This is a genomic window from Rhizobium sp. BR 317 (assembly GCF_047445835.1).
Classification (GTDB): Bacteria; Pseudomonadota; Alphaproteobacteria; order Rhizobiales; family Rhizobiaceae; genus Rhizobium; species Rhizobium paranaense.
In genome coordinates this window covers 1-14,593 of record NZ_JARWLB010000033.1, presented here as the reverse complement: position 1 = coordinate 14,593, position 14,593 = coordinate 1, and the positions used below count along the sequence as shown (strand labels likewise).

Below are 14,593 nucleotides of genomic sequence, written 5' to 3'. Positions count from 1 at the left end.
AGGTCCGTTATTGTCCGCGCCAGCCTTCGTAGCGGCGCTCTATCCGTCGAAACACGAGGCTCTCCATGAGCCACGCTGTAAGTCCAATCAGCGCGATGCCGAGAAGCACCTGCGCCGAATTGCCAACCTGCCCGCCCATGGCGACCATCCAGCCGATCCCTTGGGAGGCGCCGATCATCTCGGCGGCGACGAGCGCGCGCCATGCCTGCGCAAAGCCGATGCGTAATGCGGCGATCAGGAAGGGGAGGGAGGCAGGAAGATACACATGCGCCAACAGTTGAAATCGTTTGGCGCCCAGAATGCGGGCGGCGTGCACCTCGCCGCGGCCAATGGAGAGCACGCCTTCTTGGATCGTCACGGCCATCGGAAAGGCCGACGCGATGAATATGACCACGGCGATCGATAGATATCCGAGGCCGAAGAAGATCAGGGAAAGCGGCGCCCAGGCAATCGGAGGGATCGCCATGAACAGGCCGAGCAGAGGCTGGGCGAACTCCCGGAATGGCCGCCAAAGTCCGGCGGACACGCCAATAATGAGCGCTGCCACGATCGCCGCGCCGAAGCCGCCGAACTCCCGCAACAAGCTGGCCAGAAACTGGCGGCCGAGCTCCCCGGACTGGACCCAGCGCAGTCCCTCGGCTGCCACCTCCCAGGGCTGTGGCAGCACGTAGGACGGAACCCGGCTTGCCGCCAGGCACCACACCACAAGCAGGAACGGAAGCGCTGCCCAGCGCCAGGACGGTTGCGGAAAATGCAGCCGCGCGTTCAATTTCTTCATTGATCGGATCTCACCGCTGAGCGGCCGCCTTCGCGGCAAAACTGTCGTCAATGATGTCGTCGACATTCAGCGGTTTATTGAGAATGCCGAGATCGACGGAGTAGTTGATGAGTCGCTGGATGAAGGCGCGGTCGGATGGCTCGATTTCGGCGGACCAGCCAAGGCGTTTCCTGGCTTCCGCAACGATCACTTCCGGCGGAACGATACTTCCATCAGCGGCCTTCACGGATTCCAGCTTGAAACCCTGCGCGATGATCCGATTGGCCTCTTCAGGGTTCTTCCGGAGAAAGGCGACGGCCTTGGCATTGGCCCGCAGCAATTTGACGAGGTCGTCCGGCCGCTCCTTCAGCGTTTTTGCAGGTGCTGCCACGACATACCACGGGTAGCCAGGCAGAGCGCCGTTCACATCGAAGACGATGCGGCCTGTGCCTCGGAGCACCGACTGGCTGATGAAGGGCTCCCATGAAAAGGCGGCATCCACCACGCCGGTATCGATGGCGGCGTTCATATTGCCCACGGGCATCTGCGATAGTTGGAGGTCGGCGTCGGGATTGAGGCCGGCGGCCTCCTTCAGGACGAAGCCGCGCAGCAGCACATCCATGCCGCTTCCCCTGTTGACGCCAGCGAGTTTCTTGCCTTTGAGGTCTGAGAGCGACCGAATGGAGCCATCGGCCCTCGCGATCAAGGCCGCCTGACCATAATTCACCTTGGCGATAATTTTCGCGTCGAGGCCGCGCGCGGCCCATTGATAGACCGGCGGCGCACCGATATAGGCCACATCGATTTCGCCTCCAGCCACTGCCTGCTGGATGACCGGACCATCGCCAAAACCCTTGAGTTCAACGGTCAATCCCTCTTCCTGAAAATAGCCTTTCTCCTCGGCGATCAAGGCAGGCGCATTCGCCATCGCCTGCACCCAGCCAATGCGGAGCGGTTGCTTATCCTCAGCATKGGCGGGCAAAGCTGCCGCAAAAGCGAGAAGAACTGCAGGAAAAATGCTTTTCATCGAATAGTCCTTTTCAAATAACGCGTTGATTGCCGGCCGTGAGCTTGGCGATTTGCTCGGAGAGCCGTTCGCGCAGTTGCGCGAACAATGGATCGGCTCGCGTGCCGCGCTGGTCGCGCGGACGCGGCAAATCGATTGTCACTTCGGCCGTGATGCCGGTCGGAGGCAGGCCGAGGACCAGGACGCGGTCCGCCAGATAGATCGCTTCGTCGATGTCATGCGTGATGAACAGCACGGTCTGCCCCAAGCTCGACCAGATGCGAAGCAGTTCGTCATTGAGGGCTGAACGCGTCATGGAGTCGAGTGCCGCGAAAGGCTCATCCATGAGCAGAAGGCGCGGCTCGAGCGCCAGTGAGCGCGCAAGCGCAACGCGCTGACGCTGGCCACCCGAGAGCCGGTGAGGAGGGTCCTCCGCTTGCTCTTCCAGACCGACAAGCCGCAGAAAATTGAGCGCGATGGCCCTTTGCTCCTGCGGCGTTCCCCTTCGATTCATACGAAGGCCGAAACGGACATTTTCCAGCACGCTCAGCCAGGGGAAAAGATTGGGTGACTGGAACACATATCCGAGCGCCGGATGTTCTGGCGCAACTGGCGCCCCGTCTATGGTGACATGCCCTGATTGCGGGCGCAGGAAGCCGGATAGGAGATTCAGCAGCGTTGACTTGCCGCAACCGGACGGCCCCAGAACCGCCACGAATTCTCCCGGGCGGGCTTCCAGCGAAAACCGTTCGAATATGCTACGTCGGCTTTCGGGGTAGGCAAAACCCATGCCATTCACCGAGAAGGTGGCACCGTGTGACTGCTGCCGAGCTGGGGAAACAAATGCCATATTGCGTTCGAATGACCTAGGATTGGAATTGGCCCAAGTTGTAATACATTATAATACAGGTCATCAACATGGAGCCTTTCTTTGTCCGGCGGCAAAGGAGAACGCTATTCCAAAGCTGCAAGAGTCCATGGTCTTTTCAACCTCGATAGGAAATCAATGAGCCTGATACGCAACAATCCGGTGGCGATGTACCTCCAGATCGCCGATCGCCTTCGTCGTGAGATCGTTGAAGGGACATACGAGCCCTCCGGACGACTGCCATCGGAATCGCAGATCATGGGGCGCTTCGACGTCAGCCGCGTCACTGTCCGCCTAGCGCTCGAGCAGCTCGACAAGGACGGGCTGATTGAGCGCAGGAAAGGCAAAGGCACTTTCGTCGCCGGCAAGCAGGTACGCCATCAGATCGATACGCTGCGCAGTTTTCACGAGTCGCTGAAGGTGCAGGGTTTCGATGCCACCATGCGGATCGTCGAACTGACCGCGATTGAAACGCCGTCGGCACTTGTCTCGTTGTTCGGAGCAAAATGCGCGCTGTTGGAGCGCCTTCATATGGTCGACGACGAGCCCATTGCCCTCGGCCGAAGCCTTCTGCCCGCTGTCATGTCCGAGTTGGATTTGGAAACGGCCGAACAACGGCCGACTTATGCTCTCCTCAAAGACAAAGCCGGTGCCGATATTGCCTCCGCCGAGATCGCGATAGGCGCACGCGCCGTACCGCCTCGCATCTCGTCCTTGATCGGCGCTACCGCAAATACTGTTTTGCTCGTCCTCGAACGAACGTCATATTTCGATCATGGCGCTTGCGCCGAGTGGTCGGAATTCTTCATCCGGCCCGAGCGATACAAATTTGTCCTCGGTAATCGAATGTCTATCTAATATAGAGGATTTCAAGCTATTCCAGCATCGCTGATCCAGTGATCATCGGTTCGATTCCTTTTAAGGGATGCAATCGATTCCGAAACACGGGGCCGTCTCGCGAAAGACCGTTGCGTGGATGGAAAAGCGTTATGCGGCTTTACAAACTTAACAAACTTGACCAGTTGTCTCGTGTCGCCTATCTTCAGATCATGAAAGGTTGGTTGTCATGCCCGTCACGAAAACGACAGCAAGCGAACTCAAAGGCGAAGCTCCTAGCATCGCATTCTCGATGAAATTACCCCGAAAAGCCGACTTCGAGAAAGCCCTCCTCAGGCAGTATACCAAGGCTGTCGAACTCAGCCAGAAGGCTGGTCACCAAGTTAGCTTCCGCGTCGTTGTTGATCCACTCGCCGGAGCGCAGATGATTTCGATTGTCCAGGAAGACCCGTCGGAAGTTGAACATGCGTTCCCGGTGGAAGAGGGTTCCAAACAGGACGAAGAACTCTCCGCCGCTTTGGCGGCTGCGCGGGAACGCGGTCGCCGTCGTGTCGCAGAGATCCTGGGCGACGATGATATGCTGAGCGCAGACGCGTTTTCKGATCTCTTGGGCGTTTCGCGGGTCACGGTCAACACGAAGCGTCAAAGCGGACAGGTGCTTGGCCTGGACGGTGCCAAACGTGGTTTTCGTTTCCCGGTGTGGCAACTCGATGACGACGGTCGCCCTTATGCCGCGCTCCCAAAACTGCATGAAATCTTGGCAGGATCCTGGGCGGTGTACCGCTTTCTGGTCTCGCCACATGGGGCGCTTGACGGTCGCACGGGACTCGATGCCTTGAAGCGAGGTCGGGACGCCGATGCGATTGCCGCAGCCGAAAGTGTCGCCCGCGGTGACTTTCGCTAAATGACCGGTATCAGGCCGCCTGCCGGTTTCGAACATTCGTCACTCGATCTCGAAGTCGTTCCTCCAGGGTCTCGTTTCGGCCGGATCTATGCGAGCGCCTTTCCCGACCCGTTGGGCTTTGGAAAGACGCCGAGCCGGTTCAGCGATCCACGCCGGCGTGACGCCGCAAGGCGGTTCGGTGTGCTCTATTTGGGCGATACGCTCAAGGTGTGCTTTCTGGCGGCCGTGCTTCGCGACCGCCGCGACGGTCTGATCGGAGATCTCCCGATTGAGGAGAACGAAATTCATGCACGGCGGTTCGCCGAGATCAAAACGACAGAAGAACTTCGCCTTGTCGATCTGCGCGATGATCATGCTCTCAGAATGGGAGTTCCGACGGACGTCGCGAAATCCTCGCGACAAAGCTTGGCGCGTGCGTGGTCGCTGGCGTTTCACGAGCACAAATCCCGGCCGGACGGCATCATCTATTCTTCGCGGCTCAACGGACACACGAACATCGCGGTATTCGGACGCGCCGTCTCAAAACTCGCTCCGGTGTGCCCTTAGTAGGCGCGACCGGCCTTGCCGCTGTGATCAATGACCTCCGGGTCAGCCTGTTTTGAGAAACCAGCGACAGAGGCGCGAACCTCTGCAGTGGTGGCCGCTTTCCTAGGAACGTGAACGTTCGTCGGGCAGTGGCTACCGGACGTAGAACGACAGTTCGAATCTACTCAAGGCACGCACGTCGAAGCGTTTTTTGGTTTCGGCGATCTTGACGCGCACGCTGTTGTATTTGACACCTTCCCAGTTCGCCGCTTCCTCCATCGTCTTGCTGACGGCGATCCAGGCTCAGATAGGCGGTCCCCTTGGGATCGAGACTGCCAGGCTCTTCGATACTCGGGGTGGGATCAGCGAGATTGATGCGGGCATGAAGTTGCGCGACTGCGGATGGCTTCGAACAGCAGGGACTTATTTTCGGTTTTTCAAATAGGACCTGAAAGCGGATCTGAACTCCCTGAACCGTCGAAACCCGGCAAGGTTCGAGGCACGCAGCACGGTCGTCTGGGCGACGTTGCATTGGGTGGCAAGAGACTTGGCTGTCGCAAATGCCACGATATCGGGACGTTCGAGCGCCAAGCGAAGCACAGTCTCAGCCTGTGTCGGGATCAATTTGCGACGTCTCAGGAGCAACTGCTTCAGTTCTGCCAAGGTCGCCGGTGTTGCGGTATCCTCGCGTGCCTTCATGTCCTTTGCTCCATTGCTACGGCGTCTCAGCCCATGCGTTCCGAGGCATACGATCCCGGGCTCGGCGGGAAGACGATCGTCTTGTTGCCGTTCATGAAGACGCGATTGTGGATGTGGGCGTGGATGGCGCGGGCGAGAACCAGGCTCTCCACATCTCGGCCGATCGAGACATAGTCGGATGCCGACTGTGCATGGGTAATGCGGGCGACGTCCTGCTCGATGATTGGCCCCTCGTCGAGATCGGCGGAGACATAATGGGCGGTGGCGCCGATCAGCTTCCCCCCGCGCTCGAAGGCTTGCTTGTAGGGATTGGCCCCCTTGAAGGACGTGGGATTCCATGGTGAGTTCTATCCTTGGCGGCGCCGGCGACGCGGCCCGCATGTTTTGAAATATCGGTTGCTTCGCCGCTAGGCGAGGAGCGATTTCAACTTGGTCCCGGGTGCGGCAAGCGTTGCTGCATCGATCACTGCGCCTTTGGCAATCAGCATTTCGGCAAGCCTTATGTCGCKCGCGACTGCATTGCCGGGCCCGATCCCGCTTGCCGCGAGCAGTCGCCCGGCATTGTCGAGCTGGAAGATGATGAACGCGCCGTCGGCGAGCTCCCGGCGGACCGAATGTGTTGCGCGATCGCCGAGCCCCGCCACCTATAGGGTAAGATCGTATTGATCGGACCAGAACCATGGCACGCTGCGCAGCGGCTCATCCGCGCCATCAGGTTTGCCGCTGCGAGCAGGGCCTGTTCCTGCGCACTGCGCCAGGATTCCAGCCGCACGCGGCGACCGTCATAGATGCCGACCGGGAAGGAGCAGCAATCGCCGGCGGCGAAGATATCGGGGTCGAAGCTGCGCAGACACTGATCGACCGCAATGCTGTTAGTTTCTCGTGGGCCGCCTGGATCGGATAGAAAACCGTGTTCACTCGAACTTCAAAGGCGTAACATGCTGCCATTCGGCCCTGCGCCAGCTACAAGCCACCCGCTGAGACGGCTGGGACGGAACGTCCTCTCCCACCGCCGCAACTATGGCGGCTCGCCACGTATTGCGTGGCCTAAAGCCACCCCAAGATATCATCAGTTCGCGGATGACCACTGGCGACGCACTTCGTCGGCGTTCTTAGCCAGATGCACGTGCGCGTCCACGTGATTAACCCAATCAAGCGGGATGAGATGATGCTGACCATCAGGGGAATCGCTTTTCGTCAGTTTGATACGATCTGAGCCTTCCATGTGATCGACGATCCCGACGCGTGAACCATCGGCTGCTTTTACTTCCATGTGTTCGCGAATGTCAGTTGCGGAAATCATGACGTATTCCTTTCGTTGGCGGGTATGAATTTGCAACGTCCTGTCCCAGCGTTGGTTCCGCTCGCTCGCCTTCTCCGGAAATGAGGAGGCAAGTGTAGGTAACGATGCAAGCCACGTTTTGTCTGCGATGCATTCGTTCGCAGTCGGCTCGATGGCGTGCCCACAGGCAGAATCCACCACAATTAAATGGTTGGAACAAATAAAGTTTCGGAATGTTTGGTCTGCGCAACAGGAGGAAACGCCAATGAAAACACTCTCCATTCTTGCTGCCACTCTTTTGATGGCAGCAACAGCGGCATTCGCTCAAAGCCAAACACCATCAACCTCGCAGACCACGCCAGCAGTGAATACCCAACAAAATCCAGGCGCTCCGGTCGCCGGCAAAAACAGCTTTACCGAGGACCAGGCAAAATCCCGTATCGCCGACGCGGGATACACCAATGTCAGCGGCCTCAAGCTCGATGATCAAGGTGTCTGGCGAGGGACTGCGATGAAAGATGGCAAGCAAGCGAACGTCTCCTTGGATTTCCAGGGAAATGTGACGATGGCGAAATAACCGACAACAGAAGGAAACAGCCCCAATGAGAACGATTACCGGACTTTATGACGACTATAACGATGCTCGTTCCGCCGTTAAGGCATTGGAAGAGGCCGGCATCCCGTCGGATAACATCAGTATTGTCACGAATAAGGCCAGCGGCGTTGATGTCGAAGGACAAGGAAGCCGCGCAGCAGAAGGCGTTGGAACGGGCGCCGGTCTCGGCGCCGTTGCGGGCGGTGCAGGGGGACTGCTCGCTGGGCTTGGAATGCTCGCAATTCCCGGTGTCGGCCCGGTGGTCGCCGCGGGATGGTTGGTTGCGACGGCCGCCGGCGCCGCCGCTGGAGCAGTTGCTGGTGGTGCCGTCGGCGGCATCGTCGGAGCGATGATACGAGAGGGTGTTCCGGAAGAGGATGCCAATATCTATGCCGAAGGTATTCGTCGAGGCGGCTCGCTCGTAGCGGCGAAGGTGGAGGACGCGCGCGTTACTGAAGCCCAGGCAATTCTCAACGGKACGCGGCCGGTCGACATGGCGTCTCGGCGTGCCAGTTATGTGGAGCAGGGATGGAGCCGGTTCGATGAAACCGCCGATCCTTATACCGACGACGAAATCGCGGCCGAACGCGAACGCCTGCGCCGGTATCGCCTGTGAGGCATTTTTGCAAAAAGCGGGAGGCGAGCTTAAGCAGCCCGCTTCCACCGTAAAGGCGCGAAATTCCGGCGACATAAAGAAATCGGCCGAACGCGATCGCGGGAAGGAAGACGTTGCCCTCCCGCAAGTTCCCTGGATGGCAGGACGCGATCGCCCTTAGTGGTGTGCCAGCGCAAATTGCCGGCAGTGCTCGAGATAAGCCTTGTCGTGGATGGATAGAAGTTCGACTACACTCGACCAAAGCCACGACGGCGCATGCAGGTTTTTCCTGCGCTCACGTTCAAGTTCGTTGGTCCACGAGCGCCAATCCTGACCATCCATCTGTCGACCATGAGCGTGCCCTACGACCCCGCCGAGGTAGCGCGCAATCGCCTGGATCTCATGTCCGGCGAGGCGATCGATCTCGATTTTCATATCCTGCGGTGCGATTTCGCGAACGAAAACAGCCTTATCCATCACTTTCGAAGCCACCACCCGGTCGCCAAGATTGGGCGAAAGCGCCTTCGCTCCCGCAACCACCCTCTCGGCGTAGTCTCGCGGCATTCTTGCTTCGAAGGCCGATGGCGCGGCGGCGGGGACCGCTTCCTTGATATCCAGCAGCGAAACCGCCCCGTGCTTGCCGTCTCGGACCAAAACCGCGCATCGCAGGCGGCCAAGCGAGCTGCAGCCCTTGATCCAATAAGCAGCATCCAGCACCTTCCGATCGTTAGCCGTCAACTTCTCGAAGCCCATTACGATCTCTCTTAATTCCCTCTCCTTGCAAAGCGCGAGAACTGCGGCGCGCTCGGCTCTGTGGAGGGGCCAAAAGCGTTTGTTGCGGGGGAGCAACGGGTGTTTCGTTTGAAAACTCTCCATTGCGAGGTTTCGCCAACGTCTGTGGATAGAGTGCTTGAGAAGCTTTCTGATGTCCTTGGGTTGGTGCAGGTGCGGTGTACTTGCTTCGCTTTCCAAAGATGCGGCCTCATATCCGGCAATGAGCGCTTCCAGCGTTCTCGCAGTTGTAACACCAGGCAAGTCTGAATCCCGCGCGGCCGAGGCGAGCGAAAGCCCCAGCCGGAGGAGATCGTGTGCGGGATTGCCGATGACCGTCTGATCGAAGTCCCTGATCTGAACGGCGACCTCGCCATCGCGATCCGCCAAGGCGCCCAGATTGCCCAGATGGCAGTCACCGCAGATCCAAACGGCGGGTCCCTCCGGGATGAACTGCGAGCATCGGTCCAACCATTCATAAAATAGCTTGGTCGTGCCGCGTATGTATGTTTCCGGGGAGCGCGCCATTTTAAGGGTTCGCCTGGAGTCTAGAAAAGAATCGCGATCCTTAGCACTCATTAGTTTATATCCGCATTGCACACACCGCAAAGGATGCCAAGATGCCAGAATGTGGCAACTATGAGCAGGCGTCCGTTAGATCGTCCGTGAAATAGAAGGGCCTTCTGTCGTGCGTCATATCCTGCACCCGGGTTTAGTCCGGATCTCCAGCGTCTCACCATCCACAGTGGCCGCGCTGCGATCAGCGCAAAAACACCCGCCACCATGTGATGACGGGGAGGCTGTCTGGGAGTGCAACTCAGAGACCTAAGCCGAAAAAGCGATATTCAGTCTGATGACAGTGGCTTAGCGTACTTAATCTGAAAACGTCACACGAGGGTTCCGGTTCCCCGTCGAATTCTTGAAATCGTAGAGGCTGAAAATTACATCATTTCCAGTCGGCAAATACGCGAGGAGCAAGGAAAGGAATGATCAGCAGGTATCTCAGTAAGCGTGATTTGGCTCTCGATTCAATTGACTTAGACACCTGTCAGCGTGCCTTTGATGCCATTGTGCTGTCAAGGAACATTGCGCGCGAAACTGAAGAGGCCGAGAAAGTCGCAGCAATGATCATCGAGCTCTTCAGGGAAGGGATCCATGACGAACAACAGCTCGTCGAGCTCGTGGGAATTAATGACCGGCATCGCACTACAGATACTGATAATTTCCCGCCTTGATGGGACAAATTGCAAGCGACGCCGTTGCGATACGGGTAGGGAAGATTCGCACTTTGCCCTACCTCCAAGGCAACTCGCACTTGGCGGCGACCCTGCCAGCAGCGGGTTCCCTGGACCGGTTGATCGCCCGTAGTAGAATATCGAGCGTCGGTCACTTCATCCAGATATGTCTTATTTTATATCAATCTAATGTAACCTTCGCTATCGTCCTGTAATTTGGCAGGAGGATCTGAATGCAATACGTCCAACCAAAGAAGGTAAACCATCAAACTGCGAACCGCTTATGGTCAGTCAAGGATTTTTGCAGCCAGCACAGCCTTTCGAGCAAAGAGGAAACACGGCTTCTCCAACTTTTTGGGCAGTTCGCGACAGCTTGCGAATTGCGATACAACACGACGCACAAGCCGAGATGGCGTTGATCACAGACACTCGCGCAGCGAGCTTGCCAAGGTTTCCTTGGGCCCCAGCGATCAGACGTCGCCGGATGCGGTTGACCGCGAAGACATCAAAGCGGGGCGCCAGCGAAGCCTAGAAGGGGCTGCAATCGGATCGAACATATATTGCTTAGTAGCTAAGGCTGCACTCTTTCGCTAGGCGGCTTATATGCTCGACGCGACCCGTCGAAAGGCTGATGATTATTGTCCTCTCGACGATAGGAGGCGTAGTGACTTGCACGCCGCTCGCCCGCTCGCGCAAATATGGATAATCCGAACCCCACACTTTCGCCTGGCTGGGTCACGTTCAACGGCGACAAGCAGTGTCGAACCTTCCCATCATGGGAACAATAGCGGTTCGTCACAGGATCGAACGAGCGGCAATGTCGGGCACGCCATCAGTTGTGCTCCGCGGACAGCCACCGGCTCGTCTCTCGGATCGTGGCCGATCGCGATAGGTCACGCTCACCTACGATCCAGTTCTTCAAGCCAGCGCAGTACCGCTACCTCGTCTTCATCCAACCATTTCAGAATGCTGGATCTTTTCCTCACCTTCGTCTTGGCGATCTTCGCCAGGCTGCCGTCCTCGAAACCTTCGAACACGCCCGGATGTATGTAGGATCCTCGGCAGACGGCCCGTGTATTCACCAGTTTCGCGGCCACTCTGTCGACGATCTCGTTTATCTGCCTTGCCCGCCCGRCGGCATTGGCGACCGGCGGTACGACGGCCAATGCCGAAGCAGCCATCCGCGTCGCACCCCAGATCCGGAATTGCCGCGAGCTGAAGTCGCCGGCCGTGGCCTCCCGAATATAGGCGTTGACGTCTTGCGAGCGGATCGGATGGAGAGCGCCGTCTTCATCGAGGTACTGGAACAGATGCTGGCCCGGCAATTCCTGCAGCATTCGTATGGCGCGTATGATGCGGCGGTCGGCATAGCTCAACCGCCATTCCTTGCCGGATTTGCCCTTGAAGCGAAATTGCAGGCGCGATCCAACCAGTTTGACATGCCTGCTGCGCAAGGTGGTCAGCCCATAGGAACCGTTTTCYGTCGCATAGGCCTCGTTGCCGATGCGGATGAAAAGCTTGTCCATCAGCCAGACGACSGTGGCGAGCGCCTTTGCCAATCCGGGCTTCCTGCGGCGAAGGTCGCTATCGATCCGCTTGCGGATATCAGGCAATGCATGAGCGAACTCCACGAGCTGCGCGAACTTTTCCCGACCGCGCTCTGCGATCCAATTCGGATGGTAGCGATATTGTTTGCGTCCTCTGGCRTCGCGGCCGACGGCYTGCAAGTGCGACCTCGGATCGGGTGAAATAATGACATCGGTATAGGCGGGCGGAATAGCGAGTGCAGAAATGCGGTAGAGTTCCGCCTCRTTGTTGATCCGGTTTCCCCGCTCGTCGTMATAGAGAAAGCCTTTGCGGCCCTTCCTGCGGGTTATGCCGCTGTCCAATGCGGCGAGGTAAACGATATCGGACTCGTCGCCAATCGCATGCTTAGCGGTTGATGGGGCTTTCGAACTGGTTGCCTTTGAAGGCATCGGATCCACACGCGGCAAGGGCGAGAACTCTTACAGCGCTCCATTGACCTCCACGACGTTCAAGTCAGGATCGCGAAGATAGAGCTGCGGGAAATGGGCAGGGCCGGAGCGGAAGATCAGCAGGCACTTTGGATCGCTTTCAGGCAGGTCATCTCGAAAGCCGAGGTCTGCAAGCCGTTTGACAACACCATCGAAGTCATCGGTACGAAAAGCGAAGTGCCAATCATTGCGGTCGATCGTGGGGCTTTTACGGAACGTGCCTGCCGGATTGACGATGAGATGGACCTCTAGGCTGCCACAGGGCAAGGCAGGCGACAAATATAGCAGCGGGGCACCTAAACTGTAGATGTCTTGCGGAATGGAGCGAATAGCCAAGCGCAACGCTCGGCAGTTCAGAGTTCGATGAGGGCGATTCCGAGGTCTTTGTGATGCCGGCGGTGCATGTATGCGGGCGTCTCAATGATCGTGACTTCCAATGTCGGATGCACGATGCCGTCGATGAAGTGACCGCCGCGCGTGGAACCGTCCTTTAGGCCCAGAACGGCATGGAGATGCAGGCTTKCYTTGCCGTCGTCGCCGGTCGCGATGTCRCCAAGAAGGCTCAGAACCTCGCATTGCTCCGCGACCGGAATTTTGCGGTAGCTGCGACTGGCGAAATCGAACCAGCCGACGGTTGCTTTTTCGAACGCGCCGATCGCGGTGACCGACGCGGCGGTCATCTCATAGGTGGTGGCAAAGTTGCTGAGAGTGGAGAACGCTTCTTCCTGCGCATCGAGCACGACGACATAGGTGCGCTGACCGTTCGTCTCGTTGATCTGTTTGAAATTCATGGCAATGACCTCGCTATCCCTATGCGGGTTGTGAACGAATGGCCGCGCGGACCCCGAAACTCGGTTTTAGAACTGCAGCGGAGCGGGAAGGTTCCTGGAAAACGGCAGCGTGATTTTCGTTTGTTCCCCGCTGATTTTTCTCTTTTCGGGAACCAAGCGAGGGGCCGGTGGTTGAGAATGGGAGTTTACCGACAGCAAGGAGGAAGCCATGGTCACGCATCCCACGCCGCCATTTCCGTCGCAGCAGCAGCCGATGCCCGGTCATACCGCGGCGATGCAACCGGTGCCGGATCATGGCGAAAAGTCCTATCGGGGATCGGGCCGGCTTACTGGCAAGAAAGCGATTATTACCGGCGGCGACAGCGGCATCGGCCGGGCCGTTGCGATTGCCTTCGCACGCGAAGGCGCCGATGTGGTCATTGCCTATCTGGATGAAGACGACGATGCGGAGGAGACCCGGCGCTGGGTGGAGGACGCAGGACGTAAGGCCGTTCTCGTTCCCGGTGACATTCAGGATCCGCAGCATTGCCGCGCAATCGTGGAGGAGGCGATCGCGCAACTCGGCGGGATCGACATCCTCGTCAACAATGCCGCGCACCAGGCAAGCTTCCACGACATCGGCGATATCAGCGACCAGGAATGGGAATTGACCTTCAAGGTCAATATTCACGCCATGTTTTATCTGACGAAGGCCGCTGTTCCGCATATGAAACCGGGAAGCGCCATCATCAACACCGCCTCGATCAATTCGGATAATCCCAATCCCACATTGCTTGCCTATGCCACGACCAAGGGCGCCATCCAGAACTTCACCGCCGGTCTTGCGCAACTGCTCGCGCAGAAAGGCATTCGCGCCAATGCGGTGGCGCCCGGCCCGATCTGGACGCCACTCATTCCGTCGACCATGCCCAAGGAGGCGGTCGAGAATTTCGGAAAGCAGGTCCCGATGAAGCGGCCGGGCCAGCCTGCCGAACTCGCGACGACCTATGTCATGCTCGCTGATCCGTTGTCGAGCTACGTTTCGGGGGCGACGGTCGCCGTGACGGGAGGCAAACCGATCCTATAGGGACGCTGTGAAATCAGGGGGAGCAGATGGAGATCTATCGACAATATCGCAAGAACGCCGCTCCGCCGGGTTGCATTGTCATCAAGTTCTATCACTCTGGCAACCAGATAAGAGGATTTATCCGGAAGGTCGCACGCCCCGGCGAGGACGATGCGATATTCCCGGGCGAGGAAATGGAACCGGATTGCGCGAAACAAGATGGTCGGTGGCGAAACCCTCCCCATCTATGTGAAGCTGTCCGGGGTGTCCGCTGGAACCCTGCATGGGGCACGCTTCAATGCGGCGGGTTTGGCATGTGAGAACCGGATTAGGAGACCATCATGAGTAGGACCATTGATCTATCCGACTTTTCCGACGAGGAACTGACTTCCCTGATCGAAGAAGCAACGACCTTGCGACACACGAGGCGCGAAAGCCGTGATCGTGAGCTTGCAAGTGGGGCTGATGGTTCGAAGGGACAGGATGTCAGGGACCCAGACCATGGCGCCATTACGACGCCGACGCCGCGCGACGTCAAGGAAGAAGGTTCGGCCCACGGGGCGCCAGGGAAAGCCTCTGGCGCCTGACCGACGGCGGGAAATCGCAAGCGTATCGCAGTCTTGATGTCACCAGGCACACCAGGCAGTGATGGTGTCACACCCTGATGC

General features: G+C 58.2%; 17 protein-coding genes and 3 pseudogenes. 8 read left to right on the top strand and 12 right to left on the bottom strand.

Annotation, left to right across the window (positions count from 1 at the left end; all coding sequences use genetic code 11):
* Positions 1 to 7: 7 nt before the first annotated feature.
* From QD357_RS30010 to QD357_RS30000, 3 genes are read right to left on the bottom strand one after another with little or no spacing between them, the layout of a single operon-like run.
* The gene (locus QD357_RS30010; protein ID WP_183941151.1) at positions 8 to 778 is read right to left on the bottom strand and encodes an ABC transporter permease; all 771 of its coding nucleotides are present in this window, start codon (positions 776 to 778) and stop codon (positions 8 to 10) included.
* A gap of 10 nt (positions 779 to 788) precedes the next feature.
* Positions 789 to 1,784 carry an ABC transporter substrate-binding protein gene (locus QD357_RS30005; protein ID WP_414125708.1) on the bottom strand — a complete coding sequence of 332 codons (996 nt, stop codon included), beginning with the start codon at positions 1,782 to 1,784 and terminating at the stop codon, positions 789 to 791.
* 13 nt (positions 1,785 to 1,797) lie between these two features.
* Complete coding sequence (locus QD357_RS30000; RefSeq protein WP_183941154.1) at positions 1,798 to 2,553, bottom strand: ABC transporter ATP-binding protein; 756 nt, start codon at positions 2,551 to 2,553, stop codon at positions 1,798 to 1,800.
* Between the two features lie 216 nt (positions 2,554 to 2,769).
* Here QD357_RS30000 and QD357_RS29995 point away from each other — a divergent pair, with 216 nt between their 5' ends.
* The 3 genes from QD357_RS29995 (at position 2,770) to QD357_RS29985 (ending at position 4,918) form a co-directional block, all read left to right on the top strand.
* The gene (locus QD357_RS29995; protein WP_183941156.1) at positions 2,770 to 3,489 is read left to right on the top strand and encodes a GntR family transcriptional regulator; all 720 of its coding nucleotides are present in this window, start codon (positions 2,770 to 2,772) and stop codon (positions 3,487 to 3,489) included.
* Between the two features lie 208 nt (positions 3,490 to 3,697).
* A complete protein-coding gene (locus QD357_RS29990) occupies positions 3,698 to 4,372 on the top strand; it encodes an XRE family transcriptional regulator (RefSeq protein ID WP_414125707.1) in 675 nt (224 codons plus the stop codon).
* On the top strand, positions 4,373 to 4,918 hold the full coding sequence (locus QD357_RS29985; RefSeq protein ID WP_331371190.1) for an RES family NAD+ phosphorylase: 546 nt from the start codon (positions 4,373 to 4,375) through the stop codon (positions 4,916 to 4,918).
* A 132-nt stretch (positions 4,919 to 5,050) separates the two neighbouring features.
* Here the strand turns inward: QD357_RS29985 and QD357_RS29980 are convergent.
* From QD357_RS29980 to QD357_RS29960, 5 genes and pseudogenes are all read right to left on the bottom strand, one after another.
* Positions 5,051 to 5,300: pseudogene (locus QD357_RS29980) on the bottom strand (hypothetical protein); the annotation flags it as partial.
* Between the two features lie 20 nt (positions 5,301 to 5,320).
* Positions 5,321 to 5,596 carry a MurR/RpiR family transcriptional regulator gene (locus QD357_RS29975; protein WP_414125736.1) on the bottom strand — a complete coding sequence of 92 codons (276 nt, stop codon included), beginning with the start codon at positions 5,594 to 5,596 and terminating at the stop codon, positions 5,321 to 5,323.
* A gap of 26 nt (positions 5,597 to 5,622) precedes the next feature.
* Positions 5,623 to 5,922: pseudogene (locus QD357_RS29970) on the bottom strand (formyltransferase family protein); the annotation flags it as partial.
* 81 nt (positions 5,923 to 6,003) lie between these two features.
* A pseudogene (locus QD357_RS29965) lies at positions 6,004 to 6,470 on the bottom strand (oxidoreductase C-terminal domain-containing protein); the annotation flags it as partial.
* 195 nt (positions 6,471 to 6,665) lie between these two features.
* Positions 6,666 to 6,899 carry a DUF2171 domain-containing protein gene (locus QD357_RS29960; RefSeq protein ID WP_183941160.1) on the bottom strand — a complete coding sequence of 78 codons (234 nt, stop codon included), beginning with the start codon at positions 6,897 to 6,899 and terminating at the stop codon, positions 6,666 to 6,668.
* A gap of 244 nt (positions 6,900 to 7,143) precedes the next feature.
* On the opposite strand from QD357_RS29960, the gene QD357_RS29955 reads away from it, so the two are divergent.
* Both QD357_RS29955 and QD357_RS29950 read left to right on the top strand, forming a co-directional pair.
* The gene (locus QD357_RS29955) at positions 7,144 to 7,455 is read left to right on the top strand and encodes a PepSY domain-containing protein (protein WP_183941161.1); all 312 of its coding nucleotides are present in this window, start codon (positions 7,144 to 7,146) and stop codon (positions 7,453 to 7,455) included.
* 25 nt (positions 7,456 to 7,480) lie between these two features.
* Entirely contained in the window at positions 7,481 to 8,089 is a 609-nt protein-coding gene (locus tag QD357_RS29950; protein WP_414125706.1) for a general stress protein, read from the top strand.
* Between the two features lie 156 nt (positions 8,090 to 8,245).
* Here the strand turns inward: QD357_RS29950 and QD357_RS29945 are convergent, their stop codons facing one another.
* Positions 8,246 to 9,418, bottom strand: coding sequence for a DUF2252 family protein (locus tag QD357_RS29945; protein WP_183941166.1), 1,173 nt, complete (start codon positions 9,416 to 9,418; stop codon positions 8,246 to 8,248).
* A gap of 407 nt (positions 9,419 to 9,825) precedes the next feature.
* Here QD357_RS29945 and QD357_RS29940 point away from each other — a divergent pair, with 407 nt between their 5' ends.
* On the top strand, positions 9,826 to 10,074 hold the full coding sequence (locus tag QD357_RS29940; RefSeq protein WP_183941168.1) for a hypothetical protein: 249 nt from the start codon (positions 9,826 to 9,828) through the stop codon (positions 10,072 to 10,074).
* 899 nt (positions 10,075 to 10,973) lie between these two features.
* Here the strand turns inward: QD357_RS29940 and QD357_RS29935 are convergent.
* The 3 genes from QD357_RS29935 to QD357_RS29925 are packed head-to-tail and all read right to left on the bottom strand — an operon-like array spanning position 10,974 to position 12,880.
* The gene (locus QD357_RS29935; protein WP_414125705.1) at positions 10,974 to 12,050 is read right to left on the bottom strand and encodes a DNA topoisomerase IB; all 1,077 of its coding nucleotides are present in this window, start codon (positions 12,048 to 12,050) and stop codon (positions 10,974 to 10,976) included.
* Between the two features lie 30 nt (positions 12,051 to 12,080).
* Complete coding sequence (locus QD357_RS29930) at positions 12,081 to 12,425, bottom strand: VOC family protein (protein ID WP_414125704.1); 345 nt, start codon at positions 12,423 to 12,425, stop codon at positions 12,081 to 12,083.
* A gap of 17 nt (positions 12,426 to 12,442) precedes the next feature.
* On the bottom strand, positions 12,443 to 12,880 hold the full coding sequence (locus tag QD357_RS29925) for a PPC domain-containing DNA-binding protein (protein ID WP_414125703.1): 438 nt from the start codon (positions 12,878 to 12,880) through the stop codon (positions 12,443 to 12,445).
* A 208-nt stretch (positions 12,881 to 13,088) separates the two neighbouring features.
* Between QD357_RS29925 and QD357_RS29920 the strand changes: the two genes are divergently transcribed.
* Positions 13,089 to 13,946, top strand: a complete 858-nt coding sequence (locus QD357_RS29920; RefSeq protein ID WP_414125702.1) for an SDR family oxidoreductase — start codon at positions 13,089 to 13,091, stop codon at positions 13,944 to 13,946.
* Between the two features lie 320 nt (positions 13,947 to 14,266).
* Positions 14,267 to 14,512, top strand: coding sequence for a hypothetical protein (locus tag QD357_RS29915; protein WP_183941047.1), 246 nt, complete (start codon positions 14,267 to 14,269; stop codon positions 14,510 to 14,512).
* Positions 14,513 to 14,593: the final 81 nt, after the last annotated feature.